The following is a 21295-nucleotide window of genomic DNA, read 5'->3' as shown; positions in this document are numbered from 1 at the left end:
CCCAGGTCTGGGTCTACGACGCCAACGAATGCACCGCCCCCAACGGCACCGCGACCTCCCAAGCCCTCACCGCCCCGATCAACCTGGCCCCCCTGTCCAACATGACCGGCGGAGGCGGCACCCTCCGCGAAGGCCTGGCAGCGGGCACCTACACGATCACCCTCCACTGCGGCAGCACCCTGACCGCCACAGTCCACATCAGCACCACCCGCCGCGCCGCACTCACCCCCGCCGGCGCCGCGGCCACCGGCGACGGCTCCGCCGAAGACCACCTCGGCATAGGCGACGCAGCCGTAGGCAGCGCATTCCTCCTAGGCGGCCTAGCCTTCGGCACCGCCTCCTTCATCCGCCGCCGCCGAGCAGGCGCCCGCGGATGAACGACCCGACGGTGGTCGGCATCCCGATCGGCAGCGCAGCCGACAGCGCGGTCAGCGCTGCGGTCGGCAGCCCAGGCAGTGCAGTAGGCAGTGCAGTCAGCGCTGCGGTCAGCAGCAGCCCGATCCGCGGCGCAGTCGGCAGTGCAGGCAGTGCAGTAGGCATCCCAGGCGGCGGCGCGGGCGACAGTACGGGCAGTACGGGCAGCAGCCCAGGCGGCAGCCCGAACAGCGGCGCACTCGGCGCCATGCCCACTGAGAACTACCTCAAGCCGCCCCTTGCATCGCGCCGCCCGATCTTCCACGCCATCGGCGAGCGTGTTCCCGAGGCCCCGGCCGCCGGTGGTTCGCATCTTGAGGTCGGTGTGCGAGGCGGGTCACGGGGCAGCACACTGCCGCCGAAGGCTGAGCTCGCGGTGCCCGAGGCACGCCACCCGGGGCGGGCTTTGGCCTTCGCGTCGCTGGCGGCGGTCGTCGTCGGGTCCGGTTTCCTTGTTCGCGCGCTGACACTCGCCGATCCGGTGCCGCCGCCCTTGCCCCCGGCGTGGGCGAACCGTGCCGTCGGCGCTGTTGGGCACCGGGCCGCGCCCTTGGGCTATGCCCGGCCGACGCGCGTCACCGTCACTCGGGTGGGCATTCATGCCAATGTCCTCGCGCTGGGTTTGGCCCAGGACGGCGAGATCGGGGTGCCGCCGGCCAAGGAGCCGCTGATGGCCGCGTGGTACGACCGCGGGCCCGCGCCGGGGCAGGCTGGGCCCGCTGTCATCACCGGGCATGTCGATTCGCGGTTCGCGCCGGGCAATCGTGCCGCGTTCTATGAGCTCGGGGCGGTGCGGCCCGGGGACGATGTCGATGTGGCGCGGGCGGATCGGCGGGTCGCGGAGTTCCGGGTCGACTCGGTCGCGCTGGTGCCGAAGACCGGTTTCCCGACCCGCGAGGTCTACGGGCCCACCGGCTACGCGGCCCTGCGGCTGATCACCTGCGGTGGCCGCTATGACCGCCGGACCGGTTACGCCGACAACGTCATCGTCTACGCGCACCTGGTCGGCTCGCGCTGAGTAGCCCTCGCCTCCCGAAATGCGGCTCGCAGCGGCCCGGCATAGCGTCGGACTCATCGACTTGTCGCCCAGGAAGGGACCGACATGGCATCGCCGTCGGAGAGTGCGACGACCGCGTCCAACGCCGCGAAACAGGCTGCGGAGGACGACGGATACGGCCCGCGGGCACCCCACGAGTGGATGATCCTCGGCGTGGTGAGCCTGGCGCAGCTGATGGTGGTCCTGGACGCGACGGTGGTGACCATCGCGCTCCCCTCGGCGCAGCGCGACCTGGGCTTCAACAACGGCTCACGGCAGTGGATCGTCACCGCCTACGCCCTCGCCTTCGGCTCGCTGCTACTGGTCGGCGGGCGCTTCGCCGACCTGTTCGGCCGGCGCACCGCGCTGGTCGGCGGCCTGGTCGGCTTCGCGGTGGCCTCAGCCCTGGCCGGTATCGCGCCGAACGTCGGGGTCCTGATCGGCGGACGCGCGCTCCAAGGCCTGTTCGGCGCCCTGCTCGCCCCGGCCGCCCTGAGCGCCCTGACCACCACCTTCACCCGCCCGGCCGAGCGAAACAGGGCCTTCGCGGTCTACGGCGCGGTAGCCGGTGCCGGCGGCGCAATCGGACTCCTGCTCGGCGGCCTGCTCACCGAATACCTGAACTGGCGCTGGACGCTGTTCATCAACCTGGTGATCGCGGCCGTGGCCCTGGTCGGCGCACTGGCCTACGTCCCGAACCACCGCCCCGCCGGCCGCCCGACACTCGACATCCCGGGCACCGTACTGGCCTGTTCAGGACTGTTCCTGCTGGTCTTCGGCTTCTCCCGGGCCGAGGAGAAGGGATGGAGCTCCCCGCAATCCTGGGTAAGCCTGCTCCTCGGCGGCATCCTGCTCATCACCTTCGCCTGGTGGCAGACCCGGGCCCCGCACCCGCTGCTCCCCCTGCGCGTCCCGGGCGAGCGCAACCGCGGCGCGTCCTACCTCGGCATGTTCGTCACCGGCGCCGGCATGTTCGGCGTCTTCCTCTTCCTGACCTACTACCTCCAGGTGATCCTCGGGTACTCGCCGGTCAAAACCGGCCTGGCATTCCTACCGATGATCGCCACACTGATGGTCGCCGCACAGATCGCGACAATCGGACTGCTGCCAAGAATCGGTCCCCGACCACTGGTCCCCGTCGGCATGCTCTGCGGCCTGATCGGCATGCTCTGGCTGACCCGCCTGGACCTGCACAGCTCCTACGCCCCACACGTCCTACCCCCACTCCTGGTCCTCGGCTTCGGCATGGGCCTGATCTTCGCCCCGGCAATGGCGATGGCCACCTACGGCGTACGCCCCGACGACGCCGGCGTCGCCTCCGCGATGGTCAACACCTGCCAGCAGGTCGGCGGCTCCATCGGCACCGCACTCCTGTCCACCCTGGCCGCCACAGCCGCGGCGAACTACGCCAAGGGCAAGACACCATCCGCACTGGTGACGGCCCAAGCAAACCTGCACAGCTACGCCACCGCCTACCGCTGGTCCGCAGCGTTCTTCGCCGTCGGCATGGTCGTCTGCTTCCTGCTCTACAGATCGGGTGCGCCAAAGACAGATCCCGAAGAGCAGGGCGGCGGCGTCGTGCACATGTAGACCTCGCCCTGCTCGCCAAGGCCAGGACCAACAGCGATCAATCCCCTGTGCCGCGCGGCGGCCTACCAGTACTGTGCCGACAGTGACCGAAAACGACGAACTCCTGCACGCTTATGACTCCGAGGTGCGCACCGCGAGCCCGAACGAGAGTCCCGGGTCCACGGTGGACCGGGACGGTCCGCTCTTCCGCCGCGCCGGCGCGGCCGGGAACGGCAACTTCGTCCTGTACCCGCACCTTGGCGGCCTGCAGGGCGGCGAACTTCAGGCGCTGATCGCGCGCCAGGTCGCGTTCTTCGCCGAGCGCGGCCAGGCGTTCGAGTGGAAGACCTACGGCCACGACGCCCCGCCCGAACTGCCGCACCTGCTGCTCGAGGCCGGGTTCATGGCACAGGAGCAGGAGACGGTGGTGATCGGCCGGGCCGCACCGCTGGCGGCGACACCGCGACCGCCGGACGGCGTGCGGCTGCGTGAGGTCACCGAACGGGCGGACCTGGAGAAGATCGACGAACTGAACCTGGCGGCGTTCGGCGAGAAGTTCCCCGGCATGGTGGACTATCTGGCGAGCGAGGTCGAGAAGGGGACGCTCGTCGTTCTGGCCGAGGCCGGCGACCAGGCAGTGTGTTCCGGCTGGCTGCGGTTCGGTCCCGGACGGTTCGCTTCCCTGTGGGGCGGCGGCACTCGACCCGAGTGGCGCGGCAAGGGCGTCTACAAAGCCCTGGTGGCGCACCGAGCACAGGTGGCGCTCGCCCGCGGATACGAATTCCTCCAGGTGGACTGCACGGAGGACTCCCGGCCCATTCTCGAGCGGCTCGGCATGAGTTCGGTGACGACGACCACTCCGTATATCTGGAAGCCGCCGGCGGAGTAGCGCATAGATAGAACGCGGCGGCCCGCCTACGCCAGGTCGTCACCCGGGCGAACGTTGACTGATGCGGTAGTAGCTGCATATCAGGGCCCTCAATTCGTGTCGCGTCGGGTGACGATCAACAGTGGTGCCGCGACGGAGATTGCCAGGTACAGCAGGCACACGCCCCACGCGGGCCCGGTGCTCAACACATGGTCGTTCGCCAAACGCGGCGCCGTGCGTCCTGGCGTGGCCATCGCCTCCCCGACCTTGGTGAACGTCAGGCGCACCGCGTCGGCTCGCAGACTGTCCGGCAGCAACGCGGGGATCACACCCATCCCGACGAAGACGACGCCGACGAAGGTCGCGACGGCCGCGGTCGTCCGGCGTAACAGCACCCCGAGGCAGAATCCGAACATCCCGATGAAGGCCATGCAGAAGCCGCATCCGAGTACTGATACCGGCACGTCGTGGTTCGTCAGCGAGAAGTGCACGCCGCGTCGTGCCAACAAGATCTCCGCTGTGAAGAACGCCGCGAACGAGACCACCTGCCCTGCGGCTATCAGCACCGCGAACAGCAGACCGGCCTTCGCCGTGATCACTATGCGTCGGCGGGGTATCGTCGCGAACGTGGTCCGGATGAGCCCGGTGGTGAACTCCGACGAGACGACCAGCACTCCGAGCACGCCGAACGCCAGCTGCCCGAATACCGCTCCCTGCAAGGCGTCGGTCGGCTCCACGTCTCCGGCCTTGGCGACCAGTGCATAGGTCGCCGCGAGGCCGATCGTCCCGGCCGCCGCCACGTAGAGCGCGAACCAGGTCGAGCGCACGCTCCAGAGCTTGATCCACTCCGACTTGATCATGCCGGCACCCCCCGGTACTCGACCGCGGCATCGGTCAGCCGCAGATAGGCGTCCTCCAACGACGTCGCATGCCGCGCCGTCTCCAGCACCAGTACTCCGGCCTGGTGCGCCAACCGGGCCACGGCGTCCCCCGACAGCCCGTCCACCCGTACGGTGTCGGCATTTTCCGGCGTCACCTGGGCTCCGGCCGCGGCCAGGACGGTGATCAGTCGACCGGGATCAGTGGTGCGCACGCTCAGGAATCCGTCGCTGTAGCGCTCGATCAGCTCACCTGCCGGGATGTCGGCGATCAACCGGCCCCGCCCGATCACCACCAGGTGGTCGGCGGTGTTCTCCATCTCGCTCATCAGGTGGCTGGAGACGAACACCGTGCGTCCCTCGGCGGCCAGGCTCTTCATCAGGTCCCTGATCCACCGGACGCCCTCCGGATCCAGTCCGTTGACCGGCTCGTCGAGCAACAGGATCCCCGGATCGCCGAGCAGCGCGGTCGCGATTCCCAGCCGCTGCCGCATGCCGAGGCTGAACTCGCCGGCCCGGCGGCCGGCCGCGTCGGTCAGGCCGACCCGGGCCAGCACCTCGTCCACCCGGCGGGCCGGGAGTCTCCCGGCCGCGGCCACCGCCCGCAGGTGTTGGCGGGCGCTGCGGCCGGGGTGCACTCCCCCGGCGTCGAGCAGCATGCCGACGTGGGTCAGCGGCCGTTCCAGCGCGGCGTAGGGGCGGCCGTCGACCCGGATCCGGCCGGCGGTGGGCAGGTCCAGGCCGAGGACGGCGCGCATCGTGGTGGACTTCCCCGAGCCGTTCGGCCCGAGGAAGCCGGTCACCCGGCCCGGAAACACGCTGAACGTCAGGTCGCGTACGGCGTATCGGTCGCCGTAGCGTTTGCTCAGGTCCTCGATTTCGATCATGCGTTTACGATCGCAAAGGGCTGGCTGGGCGCGCATCGGAGCACGGTCCGGTCTCTTGTCTCCTACCCCGGTATGGTTTTCCCGGTTTTCGTTGATCACCGCACGTCCGCGGGCTTACCGTCGGCTCATGGCCGACCTCGCGGCGCACCCCGCGCCTCCGCCGAGCCGGACGCCCGAAGGCGCCCGGCTCCTCGCGCGGATGCGGCCGTGGCACTGGGTGGCGCTGGACACGGTGGTGGTGCTGCTGATCCTGATACCGGTCGGCCGGTCCCGCCCGGCCACGTCCAACCCGGCCGCGACCAGCCCGGCCCATCAGAACCCGTGGTTGTCGCTGCTGGTCCTCGGCGTCACGCTGGCGTTCCTGGCCCGCCGCCGCTTCCCGCTGGCCGTCTGGCTGCTGCTCACCGCCGCGACCGTCACCCTGGCCTCCTCCGCGCCGCCCTACAACGCCTACGGGCCGTTCGCGATGATGTTCGCGCTCTACACGGTCGCGACCTCCTGCTCCGGCCGCGTCGTCACGCTGGCCTCCGCCGGGGTCCTGGTGGCGGCCCTGGCGATCCTGTCGGGCCTGCACTACCCGCCGTCGGTCACGGTGCTCAGCGCGGTCACGATCGGCGTCGGACCGGCCCTGACCGGCTACGCCGTCCGCCAGCAGCGGCAGCACCGGGAAGCGATGGCCGCCGAGCGCACCGCCAAGATCGAGGCCGAAGTCACCTCGCGGATGGCCCGGGAACGACTGCGGATCGCCCGGGAGCTGCACGACGTCGTCGCGCACGCGCTCAGCCTGATCACCGTGCAGGCCGGGGTCGCCGTGTTCCGCGAGCACGAAGCCGACCAGATGCGCGCAACGTTGACGGCCATCGAGGAAACCGGCCGCACAGCGATGATCGACATGCGGCAGCTGCTCGGAGTGCTCCGCGGCACCCCGTCGACCTCGGAGACCTCGGCCGCCTCCGCGGCGTCACCCCCGGATAGAGCACCGGTGCCGGATCTCGTCGACATCGGCACCCTCATCTCCCAGGCCACCCAAGCCGGATTGCGGATCAGCCTCCGGGAGGAGGGCGAGCGCCGAACCATCCCCGCGGCGGTCGGCTTGGCCGTGTATCGGATCGTGCAGGAATCCCTGACCAACATCCTGCGCCACGCGCGAACCACCTCCGGCTCGGTACTCCTGCGCTTCGAGCCGCACGAGGTGGCGGTCACGATCGCCAATCCCCCGCCGCCGGACAGGCTGCCGCCCGCGCCCGCGAGCCCGCCCGGCCACGGCCTGCGCGGCATGGCCGAGCGCACCGAGCTGTTCGGCGGCACGTTCTCGGCCGGATCCGCGGCCGACGGCGGATTCGTGGTGGCGGCGAGGTTCCCGGCATGAGCCGCATCCTGCTCGCCGACGACCAGGCCCTGCTCCGGGCATCGCTGCGGGCCCTGGTCAACGGCTACGACGGCTGCGAAGTCGTCGGCGAGGCCGCGGACGGCGCGCAGGCCGTGCGGCTGGCCGCCCAGCTGCGTCCGGACCTGGTCCTGATGGATGTCCGGATGCCGGTGCTGGACGGCATCGAGGCCACCCGCCGGATCACCGCGGCCACCGACGGCATCAGGGTTTTGATCTTGACTACCTTCGACCTCGACGAGTACGTCTACGAGGGCCTGCTCGCCGGAGCCAGCGGCTTCCTGCTCAAGGACTCGCCGCCGGCCGACCTGATCAAGGCGATCGAGGTGATCCGCGGCGGCGAGGCGCTGCTGACCCCGGCCGCGACCCGGCGGCTGATCACGGAATTCGTCCGGGGACGCACCGCACCGAACCACCCGACGACGGTGCCGGACGCCGAGCTCGACGGCCTGACCGCTCGCGAACTGGAGGTCCTGGTCCTCGTCGCACGGGGGCTGTCCAACACCGAGATCTGCGCGAACCTCTTCGTCTCGATGTCCACGGTCAAGACACACATGTCGGCGCTGCTGGCCAAGCTTGAGGCGAGGGATCGGGCCCAGCTGGTCATCCGTGCCTATGAAGGCGGCATAGTGCGGGCCGGGTAGTGCGGGCCCGCACCGCCAGAGTGAAGCGCCGGCACCGCCCAAGGAGAACGCCCGCACCGCCGGCACCACACCGCCGAAGAAACCGCCTACAACCCGCCGGCCACGCGCAGCACCGCACCGGTGGCATAGCTGGCGTCGTCACTGAGCAGCCACGCGATCGCCGCCGCGACCTCGTCCGGCTCCCCGGCACGGCCGAGCGGGAGCAGCGCGCCGCGCCGCTCCGCGCGCTCCGCATCGCCCATGTCGGCGTGGATGCGGGTCCGGATGAGACCGGCCTGGACCGAGTTCACCCTGATGCCGTCCGGCCCGAGTTCCTTCGACAGCCCCACGGTGAACGAGTCGATGGCGGCCTTGGCCCCGGCGTAGTGCACATAGTCGCCCGGCGAACCGAGCGTCGCGGCACCGGAGGAGACGTTGACGATCGCGCCGCCGCCGCGCGCGGCCATCTCCTTGGCCGCCCGCCGACAGCACAGCAGGTAGCCGACCACGTTCACGTCCACCACCCGCCGGATGTCGGCCGGATCGGCGTCGACCAGGCGGGTCAGCGGGCCGGTCACACCGGCGTTGTTGACCAGCCCGGTCAGCCCGCCGAGCTCGCCGATCGCGGTGTCGAAGAGCCGGTCCACGTCGGCCTCGTCGGTGGTGTCCATCTTGACCGCGACGCAGTTCCGGCCGAGCTCGCGGACCTCGTCCGCGGTCGCCTTCGCCGCACTGTCGTCGCTGAGGTAACTGAAGGCGATGTCGTGGCCGTCGCGGGCCAGGCGCAGCGCGGTGGCGCGGCCGATGCCCCGGCCGCCGCCGGTGATGATGGTGAGGCGTTCCATAGTCGGCACGGTAGCCGGTTCGGTATGCGAAAGTGGGCGGTGATGAGTGACGTGCGGATCGAGGTCGCCGACCGGGAGCAGCAGGCCGGCCGCCGGTGGGACTCGCTGCGGCGGCCGGAGGTCCGGATCCCGCTGATCCTGCTCGGCATCTTCCTGGTGCTGTGGGTCCTGGTGCTGGCCAGGCCGACCTTCCTGACCTCGTTCGATGTCTGGGCCCGCGACCACATCCAGAACGTCGCGCACGCGACGGACGGCAAGCACCGCTGGCCGGTGTTCAAGGCCATCGCCGACCTCGGCGGCGGCGTCACCGTCCCCGGCATCCCGTTCCAGGTCCAGGTGCCGATGACGGCGCTGGCGGTGGTCGGCCTCGGCGCTGCGGCAGTCAGGCGCAGCCGGCGACCGGTCTTGGCGATGGCGGCCGGCTACGCGGCGCTGCTGGTCGTCCTGGTCCTGAAGGCGATCGGCGACCGGCCGGGCCCCAGCATGGCCGGCAACGCGCTTTCCGGCGGCCTCGGCTACTTCCCGTCCGGCCACACCGGCAACACGATGCTGGGATACGGCACCGCGGCGCTGATCCTGGCCTACGTGTTCACCGGGCACCGGGCGCGCGTCGCGATCGCCACCGCGATGACCCTGTGGGCGCTGGCCGTGGGCTTCTCGCTGGTGTGGATGGACTACCACTGGGTGTCGGACGTCCTGGGGTCATACGCGTTGTGCGGCGCCGCGTTGTTCGGCGTGGCTCGGGTCCTTGGGTTTCGGGTGAGCACACCCGAAACCGAGCGCACCCGAAAGCACCTGGCCGAGGACGCCTAGCCGCCCGGCCAAGGACGCCTAGCCCGAAGCTGAAGACGCCTAGCTGAAGACGAGAGCGAGCGCCTGCGCCACGGTCTGCGCGCGAATCGCTTCGCGATCGCCTGCCAGTCGCAACTCCCTGGCGATCAGACCCGCGGGACCGTCATAGCCGATGTAGACCAGCCCGACCGGTTTGCCGTCCTGCTCGGTGGGACCGGCCACACCGGTCGTGGCCAGGCCGATGGTCGCCCCGAGCAGTCGTCGGACACCGGCTGCCATCTGCCGCGCCACCTCGGGATCCACCGCGCCGACCCGGGCCAGCAGGTCGGCGTCCACGCCGAGCACCGAGGCCTTGATCTCAGTGGCGTACGCGGTCACCGAACCGCGGAACACCGCCGAAGCCCCCGGCACCGAGGTGATCGCGGCCGCCACCAGCCCGCCGGTCAGGGATTCGGCGACCGCGACGGTGTGCCCGCGGGCCGTCCCGTCCAGGACCACTCTCCGCGCGAGCTCCGCGATCCGGTCGGCGGTACCGGTACCGGTACCGGTGCCGGCGCCAGTGCCAGTGCCGTCGTCAGGCATTGCGCTTCTGTCCGCTCAGCCGCAGCCGCACCGCCCGCGCGACATAGTCAGCACCGGTCGCCACGGTCAGCACCAGAGCGGCGGCCATCGTCACCACACTGACCCAGTGCCACCAGGTAGCCGAGGTCGGGATCAGGTAGAAGAGGATCGCGAAGCCCTGCAGGAAGGTCTTCAGTTTGCCGCCCTGGCTGGCCGCGATCACGCCGTACTTCAGCACCCAGAAGCGGAGCAGCGTGATGCCCAGCTCGCGGGCCAGTATCACGATCGTGACCCACCAGTTCAGCTCACCGAGCGCGCTGAGGATCACCAGGGCGGTGCCCATCAGGGCCTTGTCGGCAATCGGGTCGGCGATCTTGCCGAAGTCGGTGACCAGGTTGCGGGCCCGGGCGACCTTGCCGTCCAGGGTGTCGGTGATGTTGGCGACCACGAACACCGCGCAGGCCATGCCGCGCCAGGCGGCCGAGCGGCCGTGGTCGTGGGCCAGCAGGTAGCCGAAGAACGGCACCAGCAGCAGCCGGACCATCGTCAGGATGTTGGCCATGTTCCACAGACCCGCCGGGGACGCCTCAAGCGTCAGCGGGTCTGGGAGGGCGGGCTTCACCCGACCAAGCTTAGGGGAGTGATCGCCACCGCGTGCAGATCCACCCCCTCACTTCCCACCACCTTCGCCGGCACGATCACGCCGGGGACGAGCTCGACGGTGGGTACGCCCGGCTCCAAGGCCGGCACCAGCATGACCGAGCCGTCGACCTCCGGGCCCTGGAACGCCGCGCGGCCCTCGGCCACACCGTCGGGCGCCACGGATTCCACGAGCACGTCGATCCGCTCGCCGATCCGGTCCTCGGCGCGCTGCGCGGTCAGTTCCTCGGCCACGCTGGTCAGGTGCGCGACCCGCTCGCCGATCTCGTCCTCGTCCAGCTTGTCCTCGTAGCCGGCGGCCTCGGTGCCGTCCTCGTCGGAGTACCCGAACACGCCGATCGCGTCCAGCCGGGCCTGCGCCAGGAAGCTCTCCAGCTCCTCGAAGTCCGCCGCGGTCTCGCCCGGGAAGCCGACGATGAAGTTGGAGCGGACACCGGCGTGCGGGACCCGGGTGCGGATGGTTTCCAGCAGCTCCAGGAACGACTCGGTCCCGCCGAACCGGCGCATCCGGCGCAGCAGGCCGGGGGCCGAGTGCTGGAAGGAGAGGTCGAAGTAGGGCACGACGCCCTCGGTCGAGGACATCACGTCGATCAGCGTCGGGCGCATCTCGGCCGGCTGCAGGTAGCTGACCCGGAGCCAGTCCACGCCGTCGATGGCGGCCAGCTCGGGCAGCAACGTCTCAAGGAGCTTGAGGTCGCCGAGGTCCTTGCCGTAGGAAGTGGAGTTCTCCGAGACCAGGACCAGCTCGCGCACACCCTGCCCGGCCAGCCAACGGCCCTCGTCGAGGATGTCGTGCGGGCGGCGGGACAGGTAGGAGCCGCGGAAGGCCGGGATCGCGCAGAACGAGCAGCGGCGGTCGCAGCCGGAGGCCAGCTTGAGCGGGGCCGAGGGGCCGTTGTCGAGGCGGCGGCGCAGGACCCGGCGGGTCGGCGGGGCGACCGGGGACAGGGTCGGGTCGTCGGGGCGCTCGGCGACGGCGGTCGCGGAAGCCGCCGCGGCCTGCCCGAGACCGGCATCGGCATCGGCATCGGCATCGGCATCGGCATCGGCAGCGACATCGACGTCGCCATGCCCCGGCACCGCCACGCCGCCCTTGGCCGCCTGCCGGTCCACCGGCGTCAGCGGCAGCAGCGTGCGACGGTCGCGCGGGACGTGCGACATCGGCCGCTCGCCGTGCAGGATCGCGGTCAGCCGGGAGCTGATGTCCTGGTAGTCGTCGAAGCCCAGGACCGCGTCGGCCTCCGGCAGCGCCTCGGCGAGCTGCTGTCCGTAGCGCTCGGCCAGGCAGCCGACGGCGACCACCGCCTTCGGACCGGCGCCCTCGTCCTTGGCGTCGGCGGCCGCGATCAGCGTGTCGATCGAGTCCTTCTTGGCGGCCTCGACGAACCCGCAGGTGTTGACCACCGCGATGTCCGCCCCGTTCGGGTCCTCGACCAGGTCCCAGCCGTCGGCGGCGAGCCGGCCGGCCAGTTCCTCGGAGTCCACGTCGTTACGGGCGCAGCCCAGCGTGACCAGGGCCACGGTGCGGCGCGGGGACGCTGAGGGAGTCGCTGGGGACACGGTGCCGGACATGGCCACCAGGCTACAGCGCGCGGAATAGTTGGCCAGACACAACTGTTGTGTGCTAACAATGATTGTGTACACACAATCTTTTCTTGGGGAGGCACCGTGCCCGAGAGCGCGAACAGCCGTCGCTATCTCATCCTGGCGATCTGCTGCATGAGTCTGTTCATCGTCGGCATCGACAACACCGCCGTGAACGTGGCCCTGCCCTCGATCCAGCGAGATCTGAAGGCCCCGGTCTCCGGGCTGCAATGGACCATCGACGCCTACACGCTCACCCTGGCCTCGGGGCTGATCCTGGCCGGCTCGCTCGGCGACCGGTTCGGCCGGCGCAAGGTGTTCATGTCCGGGACCTCGCTGTTCGTCGTCGGCTCCGCGCTGTGCGCGCTGGCCCCGAACCTCGGGGCGCTGGTCGGGGCCCGGGCCCTGCAGGGCGTCGGCGGCGCGATGATGAACCCGGTCGCGATGTCGATCATCACCAACGTCTTCACCGACGCCAAGGACCGGGCCAAGGCGATAGGCCTGTGGTCGGCGGCGTTCGGGGTGAGCATGGCGCTCGGCCCGGTGGTCGGCGGCCTGCTGCTGAGCGCCTTCAGCTGGCGGTCCATCTTCTGGGTGAACGTGCCGGTCGGAGTGGCGGCCGTGGTCCTGACCCGGGCCTTCGTGCCGGAGTCCAAGGCGCCGACCGCCCGCCGTTTCGACCCGGTCGGGCAGTTCCTGGGCATCGTGTTCCTGGCCGGCATCACCTACGCGATCATCGAGGCGCCGCGCGCCGGTTGGCTCTCGGGCCAGACCGTCGCGGTGTTCCTCGTGGCGATCGCGGCCGCGGCCGGGTTCGTGGCGTACGAACTGCGCCGCGAGCAGCCGCTGATCGACCCGCGGTTCTTCGGGAGCCTGCCGTTCTCCGGCGCCACGCTGATGGCGGTCTCGGGGTTCCTGGCGCTGGGCGGATTCCTGTTCATGAACACCCTGTATCTGCAGGACGCACTCGGGTACAGCGCGCTGAAGGCCGGTCTGCTCACCCTGCCGATCGCCGTGGCCAGCATCATCGCCGGACCGCGCTCGGGCCGGTGGGTGGCCAACCACGGACCGCGGGTGCCGCTGATCGCCGCCGGCCTGCTGCTGGCTCTCAGTGCCCTGATGCTGACCGGGCTCTCGGCCACCACGCCCTTGGCACTGCTGCTGGCCTCCTACGCCGTCCTGGGCCTGGGCTTCGGCGTCCTGAACCCGCCGATCACCAACACCGCGGTGTCCGGCATGCCGCGGACCCAGGCCGGGGTCGCCGCGGCGGTGGCCTCCACCAGCCGCCAGGTCGGGCAGACGCTCGGTGTGGCGATCATCGGCTCCGTGGTCGTGGCCCGGGCCACCGGTCCGGCCCGCACCGGCCTGCCGGCCGCCAGCCACGCGGGCTGGTGGCTGCTGTTCGGCTGCGGCCTCACAGTGTTCGTACTAGGTATGCTCACGACCGGTAAGCGCGCGGCGGCGACGGCCGAGCGCACCGCGGCCCGGCTGACCGAGCCGGCCGAGCCGACCACCGACAACGGGATCCCCGCACTCCGATGAACGACTACCCGAGCCACGACGCCTACCGCGCGCACGCCGCGATGCAGAACCTGGTGCTCCGGCAGCGCGATATCCGCAGTGCCGTGGAGCGGGCGACCGGCGTCAGCTTCGGCCGGTCGCGCGCGCTGCGGCGACTGGTCCGCGGGCCGCTGCGGATGAGCGAGCTGGCGGCCCGCCTGGGCTGGGACAAGCCCTACACCACCACCGTGGTCGACGACCTGGAGGAGCGCGGCCTGGTGACGCGCAACGTCGCCCCCGACGACCGGCGCGCGAAGATGGTCGAGCTGACGCCCGAGGGGCACGCCGTCGCGGTGGCCGCGATCCGGATCCTCGCCGAGCCGGCCCCCGGACTCTCGCGGCTGAACTCCGAGGAGCTGGCGGTGATCGCGGAGCTGCTGGAGAAGGCTGCCGCCGAGACTGAATGCTGAAAGGTCAGGTCGCCGACTGCGCGACCACCGTGATGAACGACGCGGTCGCGAAGAACGTGTCGGTCCTGAGGTGTTCGAGCCAGCCGTCGGTTTCCTCCGGTGTGAGGAAACCGGCGGCTGCCGCGCGTTCAGTGTTGCGGCGTAGGCCGAGGATGGTCTCGGCGGTGCCGAAATCGGTGAGGACCACGGCCTCGTTCCGCACGGCGCGCAAGGAGAATCCGGCGTGGGCGGCGAGGCGCGGGAGCTGCCGCCCGATGGCCCGATTGCGGTGGAGACGTTCGGCGACGTAGCCGGTGAAGGCGCGGCTGACGGCCAGATCGGGGTGGTCGATGGCGAGCGTGTCCCAGTCCGGCTCGGCCAGCGTGAGCAAGCCGCCGGGACGCAGCACGCGATGGATCTCGCCCAGCACGGCGGCGGGATCGGCGACGTGCATCAGGACGCGATCGGCGCGGGCCCGGTCGATGCTGTGGGTGTCGAACGGGAGCTGCTGGGCGTCGGCTTGGCGCACGGCGACGGTCGGCCGGTCGGCCATGCGTTCCTGAGTGGTCGCCACCATCCGCGGATCCTGGTCGATACCGAAGACCGCGCCGGTCGCCCCGGCCGCATCGGCCAACGCCGCGAGGTCGGTACCGGGCCCACAGCCGACGTCCAGCACCTGATGCCCCGGCTCGACGGCGAGGGCGGCGAGCAGAGCGCGCTTGTAGGAACGGGCGGCATCGGTGGCGGCGACGGCGTCGAGGTAGGACGCCGGGGCCGAACTGGCGACAGAGCTGGTCATGGCCCCATCAAAGCAGCGCGCCGCGAGCCGGTGGTGGAGATGCGGTAGGGGTTATGTGCGGGTGTGGCGGCGACCGTCACGGTCGCCGCCACACCCGCACGGGCCTCAGCCGTTGACCGCGCCCGTCGGGTTCAGCGTGAAGTGCACGACCTCGCCGGTGCCACCGGCCGAACCGAGGTCCTTGCCGTTCAGCGTCATGTGCACGGCCGCGGCGTTACCGAGGGTCACGCCGAGTTCCTTGGGGTCCTGGAAGTTCTGGGTGCTCCCGGCCGGCAGCAGGTTGTCGAACAGGATCCGACCGTCGGGGCCGGTCACGGCCAGCCAGCTGTCCGAGCCGACCGCGGCGATCCGGACCGCGACGCCCTTCGGCGCGGGCGGCGCCACCGGGGGCGCGGGCTTGAGCGCGACGGGCTTCGGGGCCGGGGCGGCGGGCGCCGCGGCCGCGGCCGGCTTCCCGCTGCCGCCACCGTCGTCGATCAGCTGCACGCCCGCGAACACCACCAGGCCGAGGAGCGCCACCAGCATCGCGGCGGTCCAGTTCGCCGACTTCGGGTGCCGCTCGATCTTGCCCGGGTCGTCCTTGCGGTGCTGGTGCGGCGGGCGGATCGAGCCGGAGCCGCCGCCCTTGCCCGCACTACCAGCGCCGACACCGGCACCGGCACCGGCACCCTTGCCAGCCGCAGCCACACCCGCGACGCCCAACGCCGCGCCCTCGGCCGCCGGCCGGATCACCCGGCTGGAAGCGCGCCCGGCGAACCGCGCCGCGTTGTCCCGCGCGGCGCTGGTCGGCACGGCGTTGGACGCCGGCGGGGCCGAGCGCTTGTCCGACCGCCCGCTCTTCTCGTCAGCGGAGGCGGCCTGGGCGCCGGACGCCTTGCCCGACTCCGGCCGCTGCACCACCCGCGACCTGCCACGCACCGGCAGATCCGTCGGCACGAACGGCGGGTGCTCAGCCAGCAGCGGCTCCGGGTCGATGCCCACGACCTTCGCGATGGCCCGCACGTGGCCGCGGGCGTAGACGTCGCCGCCGCAGTGCACGAACTCGCCGGACTCGATCTCCCGCAGCATGCCCGGCCGGATCCGGGTGGCCGCCACGACTTCCTCGATCGACAACCCGGCGTGCTGCCGTGCCAGCGCCAGCCGACGGCCGACGATCTGGGAGTCGGTCAGACCGGTCGGGTCGACCGCGAGCGGGTCGACGGGCTTGGCCGCCGGGGCCTTGTCGGGATCCGGGACCGACCCCGGCTCCGACGCGGCGGCCGGCACGGAGTGCGTCACCGGGGATGCCGGCGCCGCCGACGTCGCCGGAGGCGCCGGGACCGACGCGGCCACCGCCGCGTCCGCCCCGGACTCGGTGGCCCTCGCCTGCTCGGCGGCGACTTCGGTGACGGTGTCGGTGCGCGCCGCAGTCCGCGCACCGACACCGATGCCTCCGGCTACCCCGCCGCCGGCCACCTCATCCCCGACGAAGCGTCCGCCGCGCAGCGCGTCCGCCTCGTCGAGCCCGACGCCCACGCCGTCCCGCTCGTCCTCAGCCCGCTGACCGCCCATGCGACACCGCCTCGATTCACCTGACCCGTAAGCCCGCCGGACCTCCCGCCGCGCACGCCCCCGCACAGACGGCTATGCCCCAGACAAAGCGGGTTGAGGCGAACCACGACACGGATTCGCCCATATGTCGTATTGATAGGGCGTGCGGGTCAGTTCTGATCGACTTGTCGATAAACGGCATCGCGCAGCGTCGTACAGCGTCATGCAGCGTGGCCGCGCAGCGTCAGCCAACGACGAAGGCGCCGCAGCCGTCCCTCATCGGAACGCGCCGCGACGCCTCGCAGAAAGAACGGCCGCCTAGTCCGCCCCGGCCTCGGCCCTTATCGAGTCCAGCACGCCTTCCAGATCGTCCGCCCGCACCAACACGTCGCGCGCCTTCGCCCCCTCCGAGGGCCCGACCACGTTCCGGGTCTCCAGCAGGTCCATCAGCCGCCCGGCCTTCGCGAAGCCGACGCGCAGCTTGCGTTGCAGCATCGACGTCGACCCGAACTGCGTGGACACCACCAGCTCCGCGGCCTGCAGCAGCAGGTCCAGGTCGTCGCCGATCTCCTCCTCGACCACCTTCTTCGAGCCCGCCTGGCCGGTGACGTCCTCCCGGTACAGCGGCGTGAGCTGGTCGGTGCAGAACTTCACGACCGCCGCGATCTCGGTCTCCGACACGTAAGCGCCCTGCAGCCGCTGCGCCTTCGAGGCGCCCATCGGCAGGAACAGCGCGTCGCCCTGGCCGACCAGCTTCTCCGCGCCCGGCTGGTCCAGGATGACGCGGGAGTCGGCCAGCGAGGAGGTGGCGAAGGCCAGCCGGGACGGCACGTTCGCCTTGATCAGCCCGGTCACGACGTCCACCGACGGCCGCTGGGTCGCCAGCACCAGGTGGATGCCGGCGGCCCGGGCCAGCTGGGTGATGCGGACGATCGAGTCCTCGACGTCGCGCGGGGCCACCATCATCAGGTCGGCGAGCTCGTCGACGATCACCAGCAGGTAGGGGTAGGGCTGGTACACGCGCTCCGAGCCCGGCAGCGGCTTGAGCTTGCCGGCCCGGACCGCGGCGTTGAAGTCGTCGACGTGCCGGAAGCCGGAGTCGGCCAGGTCGTCGTAGCGCAGGTCCATCTCGCGCACCACCCACTGCAGCGCCTCGGCCGCCTTCTTCGGGTTGGTGATGATCGGGGTGATCAGGTGCGGGATGCCCTCGTAGCTGGTCAGCTCCACCCGCTTGGGGTCCACCAGGATCAGCCGGACCTGCTCCGGGGTGGCACGCAACAGGATCGAAACGATCAGGGTGTTGATGCAGGTGGACTTGCCGGCGCCGGTCGCGCCGGCCACCAGCATGTGCGGCATCCGGGTCAGGTTGGCCACGATGTGCCGGCCCTCGACGTCCTTGCCCAGCGCCACCATCATCGGGTGGGCCTCGCCGGTGGCCTCCACCGAGCGCAGCACGTCGCCCAGCGCCACGTTCTCCCGGTCGGTGTTCGGGATCTCGATGCCGATCGCGGACTTGCCGGGGATGGGCGAGAGGATCCGCACGTCCGCCGAGGCGACCGCGTAGGCGATGTTCCTGGACAGCGCGGTGATCCGTTCGACCTTCACCGCGGGGCCGAGTTCGACCTCGTAGCGGGTGACCGTCGGGCCGCGGGTGAAGCCGACCACCTTGGCGTCCACGTTGAACTGCTTGAACACCTCGGCCAGCGCCGCCACCACCGCGTCGTTGGCCTTGGAGCGGGTCTTCGGCGGCGCCCCGACGCCCAGTATGTCCGGCGGCGGCAGCTTGTACTCGGCGTCCGGGTCGGCCGTGGCCGCGTAGAGCTCCATCGCCGCCTGGACGGCGTCCTTGGGCGAGCCGGAGGCCGCCGGGGCCGACGCCCCCGCCTTCTTGCCGCCGGCCTTGCGGCTGCGCGGGACCGAGACCGGGATCGGCACCTTGGTGTCGTCCGCGTCGACCGGCACGAACTCCGGCGCCTCGGCGTCGGTCGCGGCCGGCTCGTCCAGCATCGGGATGAAGATCGTCGGCTCGTTCTGGATGGCCTGCTGCAACCGTTGGTTGCGCTCGTCGTTGTCGGAGGGGTCGTCCTCTTCGGGGAGTATCCCGTACGGGTCGTCCTCCTCGGCGGCCAGCGCGTCCGGGTCCTCGCGCTCGCCGAAGATCATCCAGTGCAGGAAGCCGCCGGCGTGCCCGCGCCCGGCCCGGATCCGCTCGGGGATCCGGTAGACCGGCGTCGCGGTGATGACCAGGACCCCGAACAGCAGCAGGAGGAACAGCAGCGGCACCGCGACGAACGAGGACACGGTCGAGACCAGCGGCGCCGAGATCGCGTAGCCGATCCAGCCGCCGGCGTTGCGCATCGCCGTGGCGCCGTTCGAGGGGTGCGGCAGGTGGCCGGCGATGTGGATCAGGCCGACCGCGGCGACGGTGAAGGCCCCCCAGCCGATCGACATCCGGTTGGTGTCGGCGGACTCCTCCGGCCGCCGGATCACCCGCACCGCCAGGCCGAACACCAGCAGCGGGGTGAACGCGCCGACCCGGCCGAAGCCGCCGGCCACCAGCGCCACGATGGCCTGCGGCACCGCGCCGGGGAAACCGTGCCACAGCGCCGCGGCCATCACTATCCCGAGGCCGATCAGGGCGAAGCCGACGCCGTCGCGCCGGTGGTCCGGGTGCAGCGACTTGGCCCCTTGGGAGGCCCGCTGCGAGGCGCGGCCGGCGCCTCGGCGCGAGCCGGAGGCGATCTTGCCGATGCCCTTCTCCAGCGGGCCGGCGTTGCGGGCGGAGCGAGCGCGGGGGTTCTTGGGCGCGGGCGCGGCCGAAGCGGTGTCGGCGGCGGCCGCCTTGCCGCGCCCCTTCCTCGCGGCGGCGCCCTTGGCCGCCCCCGATGATCCGGCCGAGCCCTTCGAGCCGGATTTGGACGCGGATGTGGCTGCCGTTGCCTTGCTGTTCTTGGAGGGCGTACGGGTGGCCATGATGACCAGGCTACCGGTGTTGTCCCACCGGTATCGCCCGCCACACGCAAGTCGGACCGGCGTGCGGCCCGCGACGCCGATTCCCGTCCCGGCGGCCATTCAGGCTAAAGTGGTTCGGTCGGCCCCTTGTGGGTGGCGTCTACGCGCCCGCGTATCCGCCCCCGCCAGCGCGGGTCGATACCCCATTCATCAGCTGGTTCGTCCGCGTCTGCTCGACGCGCCGGGACTATCGAGGAGGGCCGTCGTGGCCGGTGCCAAGAAGGAAAGCAAGACAGCGCGCGCATCCGTGCGAGCCGGTGCCGGTGGTGCCGGCGGCGCGCGTGTCTTCGGTGACATGAAGCGGTTCACGCCGCTGGGCGGTGGCTTCTGCTACTTCGCCTCCAGCGACGGCAAGAACCTGCACCTGAAGGTGGACTCCGAGGAGCTGTTCGGCATCCTGTCCGCCACCGAGGGCGCGGACCGCACGAAGATCAACGCCGAGGTGGCCGAGCTGGCCGCCAAGTTCGGCGAGAAGGCCCCGGCGTGGAAGGCCCTGTCGGAGAAGCTGACCGCCGGCGAGCTCGCCGAGACCGCCGCCTGAACCGACTCGTAACCGGTTCCGCGTTTCGCAACGCGTCTCACGGGCCCCTGACCCCACCGGGTCGGGGGCCCGCGGCGTATCATCCGAGGCAGACAGGCGACAGACCTGTCAGGGTGCTGCCAAATCCAACACCGCACGGCCGGCGGCGGACGGCGGTCGCGGCCAGGAGGGGGTGAGGCGGCATGGTCGGCATCCCCATGACCAACGCCGACCTGGCCCGCGTCGGCTTCGAGACCTCACCGCTGGTGAATCTGGTCCGCGGCCTGGACCAACTGGGCTCCACCCGCCCCATGAGATCGGCGCACCGGCGCTGGCTGGCCGGCGCACTGCGCCAGATCCCCGAGCGCTGCCGGCCGCTGATGGAGCTGCTGAACGCGATCCCCAACTACGCCCCGGCCTTCCTGATACCCGACCTGCCCCCGAGCGGCCGGCTGCACCGGGGGGTGGAGGAGGAGCTGGACGCCCTGCGCGCGGTCCGCGACACCGACCTGGCACTGGACTTCACGATCTTCGACACCTGGGACCGCCGCCCCTCCCGGGCCTACGACGCCCTGCGCGACCGCGGCGAGCGCCTGATCCCGGTGCTGACCGACGCGATGCACGCGCTCTACACGGCCTGCCTGGCCGAGGACTGGCCGGACATCCGCCGCGCCCTGGACGCCGACATCGGCCGCCGGGCCCGGCAGATGGCCCTCGACGGCCCCGGCGCGGTCCTGAACGACCTGCACCCCAAGCTGAGCTGGGAGCCGGAGAAGCTGTCGCTGGCCGTCTCCAAGGTCCCGGACTGGCGCTACGACCTGCGCGGCGACGGGCTGACGTTCACACCCTCGGTGTTCGGGCACTATGTGGGTTCGCTCATCGCCCCCGGACGACGCTCGATGATGGCTTATCCGGTCTCCGACCTGGACGCCGCGGCCGCGCTCATCGGGGCCGAGTCCCCGCACGACGGCCTGGCCGCGCTCATCGGCCGGGCCCGCGCCGCCGCGCTGCGCGCCATCGGCGACGACCCCACCACCGGCGAGCTGGCCGTGCTGCTGGGGGTCAAGGCCCCCACCGCGTCGGCGCACGCCGCGGCGCTGCGCTCGGCCGGACTGGTCGTCACCGAGCGGACCGGACGCAGTGTCCGGCACCGGCTGACCGGCCTCGGCGCGGAACTGATCGCCGCGAACCGTCGCTAGAGGAGCCCCTCCGCTCGGCCCAGCACCGCGCAGCGCTTCCCAGCACTTCGCCCACCGTCACCACAACCGGCGACAGCGGTCCGACCAAGTGGGATGTACCAGGGGGTACAGCGAAAGCTTCGTATGGCCGGGACCACCCCGTCCGCCGGATGCGGACCGGCGATCCCGGCCACCCCCGTTAC

Annotated in this window: 19 protein-coding genes and 1 pseudogene; 11 read left to right on the top strand and 9 right to left on the bottom strand. The window is 71.4% G+C overall.

The features are described from left to right. From KGQ19_RS37385 to KGQ19_RS52250, 4 genes and pseudogenes are all read left to right on the top strand, one after another. Positions 1-377: pseudogene (locus KGQ19_RS37385) on the top strand (hypothetical protein); the annotation flags it as partial. Then, positions 374-1432, top strand: a complete 1059-nt coding sequence (locus tag KGQ19_RS37380; RefSeq protein WP_212018227.1) for a class F sortase — start codon at positions 374-376, stop codon at positions 1430-1432. The pseudogene KGQ19_RS37385 and the gene KGQ19_RS37380, both read left to right, overlap by 4 nt. Before the next feature lie 84 nt (positions 1433-1516). Continuing rightward, positions 1517-3040 (top strand): MFS transporter, encoded by a 1524-nt coding sequence (locus tag KGQ19_RS37375; RefSeq protein WP_212018225.1) that lies wholly within the window; start codon positions 1517-1519, stop codon positions 3038-3040. An 82-nt stretch (positions 3041-3122) separates the two neighbouring features. Further along, complete coding sequence (locus KGQ19_RS52250; RefSeq protein ID WP_212018223.1) at positions 3123-3908, top strand: GNAT family N-acetyltransferase; 786 nt, start codon at positions 3123-3125, stop codon at positions 3906-3908. Between the two features lie 89 nt (positions 3909-3997). Here the strand turns inward: KGQ19_RS52250 and KGQ19_RS37365 are convergent, their stop codons facing one another. Further along, positions 3998-4747, bottom strand: a complete 750-nt coding sequence (locus tag KGQ19_RS37365) for a hypothetical protein (protein WP_212018221.1) — start codon at positions 4745-4747, stop codon at positions 3998-4000. Beyond that, positions 4744-5652: an ABC transporter ATP-binding protein gene (locus KGQ19_RS37360; protein WP_212018219.1), complete on the bottom strand. Its 909-nt coding sequence runs from the start codon at positions 5650-5652 to the stop codon at positions 4744-4746. Before KGQ19_RS37360 ends, KGQ19_RS37365 begins: the two co-directional genes overlap by 4 nt. A 127-nt stretch (positions 5653-5779) precedes the next feature. Between KGQ19_RS37360 and KGQ19_RS37355 the strand changes: the two genes are divergently transcribed. Both KGQ19_RS37355 and KGQ19_RS37350 read left to right on the top strand, forming a co-directional pair. Further along, positions 5780-7021, top strand: a complete 1242-nt coding sequence (locus KGQ19_RS37355) for a sensor histidine kinase (RefSeq protein WP_212018216.1) — start codon at positions 5780-5782, stop codon at positions 7019-7021. Continuing rightward, positions 7018-7683: a response regulator transcription factor gene (locus tag KGQ19_RS37350; RefSeq protein WP_212018214.1), complete on the top strand. Its 666-nt coding sequence runs from the start codon at positions 7018-7020 to the stop codon at positions 7681-7683. The genes KGQ19_RS37355 and KGQ19_RS37350 overlap by 4 nt, the downstream gene beginning before the upstream one ends. Before the next feature lie 86 nt (positions 7684-7769). Here the strand turns inward: KGQ19_RS37350 and KGQ19_RS37345 are convergent, their stop codons facing one another. Continuing rightward, positions 7770-8507, bottom strand: a complete 738-nt coding sequence (locus tag KGQ19_RS37345) for an SDR family oxidoreductase (RefSeq protein WP_212018212.1) — start codon at positions 8505-8507, stop codon at positions 7770-7772. Between the two features lie 42 nt (positions 8508-8549). On the opposite strand from KGQ19_RS37345, the gene KGQ19_RS37340 reads away from it, so the two are divergent. Beyond that, positions 8550-9320 carry a phosphatase PAP2 family protein gene (locus KGQ19_RS37340; protein ID WP_212018210.1) on the top strand — a complete coding sequence of 257 codons (771 nt, stop codon included), beginning with the start codon at positions 8550-8552 and terminating at the stop codon, positions 9318-9320. Positions 9321-9359: 39 nt separating this feature from the next. Here the strand turns inward: KGQ19_RS37340 and KGQ19_RS37335 are convergent, their stop codons facing one another. Genes KGQ19_RS37335 through rimO form a run of 3 tightly spaced genes read right to left on the bottom strand, consistent with a single transcriptional unit; the run spans position 9360 to position 12092 of the window. Further along, positions 9360-9881 (bottom strand): CinA family protein, encoded by a 522-nt coding sequence (locus KGQ19_RS37335; RefSeq protein WP_212018208.1) that lies wholly within the window; start codon positions 9879-9881, stop codon positions 9360-9362. Next, complete coding sequence (pgsA, locus tag KGQ19_RS37330) at positions 9874-10482, bottom strand: CDP-diacylglycerol--glycerol-3-phosphate 3-phosphatidyltransferase (RefSeq protein ID WP_212018206.1); 609 nt, start codon at positions 10480-10482, stop codon at positions 9874-9876. The genes KGQ19_RS37335 and pgsA overlap by 8 nt, the downstream gene beginning before the upstream one ends. Next, positions 10479-12092: a 30S ribosomal protein S12 methylthiotransferase RimO gene (rimO, locus tag KGQ19_RS37325; RefSeq protein WP_212018204.1), complete on the bottom strand. Its 1614-nt coding sequence runs from the start codon at positions 12090-12092 to the stop codon at positions 10479-10481. Before rimO ends, pgsA begins: the two co-directional genes overlap by 4 nt. 96 nt (positions 12093-12188) lie before the next feature. Between rimO and KGQ19_RS37320 the strand changes: the two genes are divergently transcribed. Both KGQ19_RS37320 and KGQ19_RS37315 read left to right on the top strand, forming a co-directional pair. After that, on the top strand, positions 12189-13646 hold the full coding sequence (locus KGQ19_RS37320) for an MFS transporter (protein ID WP_212018202.1): 1458 nt from the start codon (positions 12189-12191) through the stop codon (positions 13644-13646). After that, positions 13643-14074 (top strand): MarR family winged helix-turn-helix transcriptional regulator, encoded by a 432-nt coding sequence (locus KGQ19_RS37315; protein WP_230420027.1) that lies wholly within the window; start codon positions 13643-13645, stop codon positions 14072-14074. The genes KGQ19_RS37320 and KGQ19_RS37315 overlap by 4 nt, the downstream gene beginning before the upstream one ends. Before the next feature lie 4 nt (positions 14075-14078). Here KGQ19_RS37315 and KGQ19_RS37310 read toward each other — a convergent pair whose 3' ends face one another. The 3 genes from KGQ19_RS37310 to KGQ19_RS37300 form a co-directional block, all read right to left on the bottom strand. Beyond that, complete coding sequence (locus KGQ19_RS37310; protein ID WP_212018200.1) at positions 14079-14852, bottom strand: methyltransferase domain-containing protein; 774 nt, start codon at positions 14850-14852, stop codon at positions 14079-14081. 105 nt (positions 14853-14957) lie between these two features. Further along, positions 14958-16403: a helix-turn-helix domain-containing protein gene (locus tag KGQ19_RS37305; protein ID WP_212018198.1), complete on the bottom strand. Its 1446-nt coding sequence runs from the start codon at positions 16401-16403 to the stop codon at positions 14958-14960. Positions 16404-16700: 297 nt separating this feature from the next. Beyond that, positions 16701-19355 carry an FtsK/SpoIIIE family DNA translocase gene (locus KGQ19_RS37300; RefSeq protein WP_212018195.1) on the bottom strand — a complete coding sequence of 885 codons (2655 nt, stop codon included), beginning with the start codon at positions 19353-19355 and terminating at the stop codon, positions 16701-16703. Between the two features lie 334 nt (positions 19356-19689). Between KGQ19_RS37300 and KGQ19_RS37295 the strand changes: the two genes are divergently transcribed. Continuing rightward, on the top strand, positions 19690-19935 hold the full coding sequence (locus KGQ19_RS37295; protein ID WP_212018193.1) for a hypothetical protein: 246 nt from the start codon (positions 19690-19692) through the stop codon (positions 19933-19935). 182 nt (positions 19936-20117) lie between these two features. After that, a complete protein-coding gene (locus KGQ19_RS37290; RefSeq protein ID WP_212018191.1) occupies positions 20118-21113 on the top strand; it encodes a DUF5937 family protein in 996 nt (331 codons plus the stop codon). The last annotated feature ends 182 nt before the right edge of the window (positions 21114-21295 follow it).

Origin of the sequence: Catenulispora pinistramenti (genome assembly GCF_018274385.1) — a bacterium.
GTDB lineage: Bacteria > Actinomycetota > Actinomycetes > Streptomycetales > Catenulisporaceae > Catenulispora > Catenulispora pinistramenti.
Note: the sequence above shows the minus strand (reverse complement) of the source record. Positions and strands in the feature narration are given on the sequence as shown.

Bases quoted from the DNA above. Each gene is read 5' to 3' on its own strand.
- KGQ19_RS37380 (WP_212018227.1), top strand. From the start codon at position 374: ATGAACGACCCGACGGTGGTCGGCATCCCGATCGGCAGCGCAGCCGAC.
- KGQ19_RS37375 (WP_212018225.1), top strand. From the start codon at position 1,517: ATGGCATCGCCGTCGGAGAGTGCGACGACCGCGTCCAACGCCGCGAAA.
- KGQ19_RS37365 (WP_212018221.1), bottom strand. From the start codon at position 4,747: ATGATCAAGTCGGAGTGGATCAAGCTCTGGAGCGTGCGCTCGACCTGG.
- KGQ19_RS37360 (WP_212018219.1), bottom strand. From the start codon at position 5,652: ATGATCGAAATCGAGGACCTGAGCAAACGCTACGGCGACCGATACGCC.
- KGQ19_RS37355 (WP_212018216.1), top strand. From the start codon at position 5,780: ATGGCCGACCTCGCGGCGCACCCCGCGCCTCCGCCGAGCCGGACGCCC.
- KGQ19_RS37350 (WP_212018214.1), top strand. From the start codon at position 7,018: ATGAGCCGCATCCTGCTCGCCGACGACCAGGCCCTGCTCCGGGCATCG.
- KGQ19_RS37345 (WP_212018212.1), bottom strand. From the start codon at position 8,507: ATGGAACGCCTCACCATCATCACCGGCGGCGGCCGGGGCATCGGCCGC.
- KGQ19_RS37340 (WP_212018210.1), top strand. From the start codon at position 8,550: ATGAGTGACGTGCGGATCGAGGTCGCCGACCGGGAGCAGCAGGCCGGC.
- KGQ19_RS37335 (WP_212018208.1), bottom strand. From the start codon at position 9,881: ATGCCTGACGACGGCACTGGCACTGGCGCCGGCACCGGTACCGGTACC.
- rimO (WP_212018204.1), bottom strand. From the start codon at position 12,092: ATGTCCGGCACCGTGTCCCCAGCGACTCCCTCAGCGTCCCCGCGCCGC.
- KGQ19_RS37315 (WP_230420027.1), top strand. From the start codon at position 13,643: ATGAACGACTACCCGAGCCACGACGCCTACCGCGCGCACGCCGCGATG.
- KGQ19_RS37310 (WP_212018200.1), bottom strand. From the start codon at position 14,852: ATGACCAGCTCTGTCGCCAGTTCGGCCCCGGCGTCCTACCTCGACGCC.
- KGQ19_RS37305 (WP_212018198.1), bottom strand. From the start codon at position 16,403: ATGGGCGGTCAGCGGGCTGAGGACGAGCGGGACGGCGTGGGCGTCGGG.
- KGQ19_RS37300 (WP_212018195.1), bottom strand. From the start codon at position 19,355: ATGGCCACCCGTACGCCCTCCAAGAACAGCAAGGCAACGGCAGCCACA.
- KGQ19_RS37295 (WP_212018193.1), top strand. From the start codon at position 19,690: ATGAAGCGGTTCACGCCGCTGGGCGGTGGCTTCTGCTACTTCGCCTCC.
- KGQ19_RS37290 (WP_212018191.1), top strand. From the start codon at position 20,118: ATGGTCGGCATCCCCATGACCAACGCCGACCTGGCCCGCGTCGGCTTC.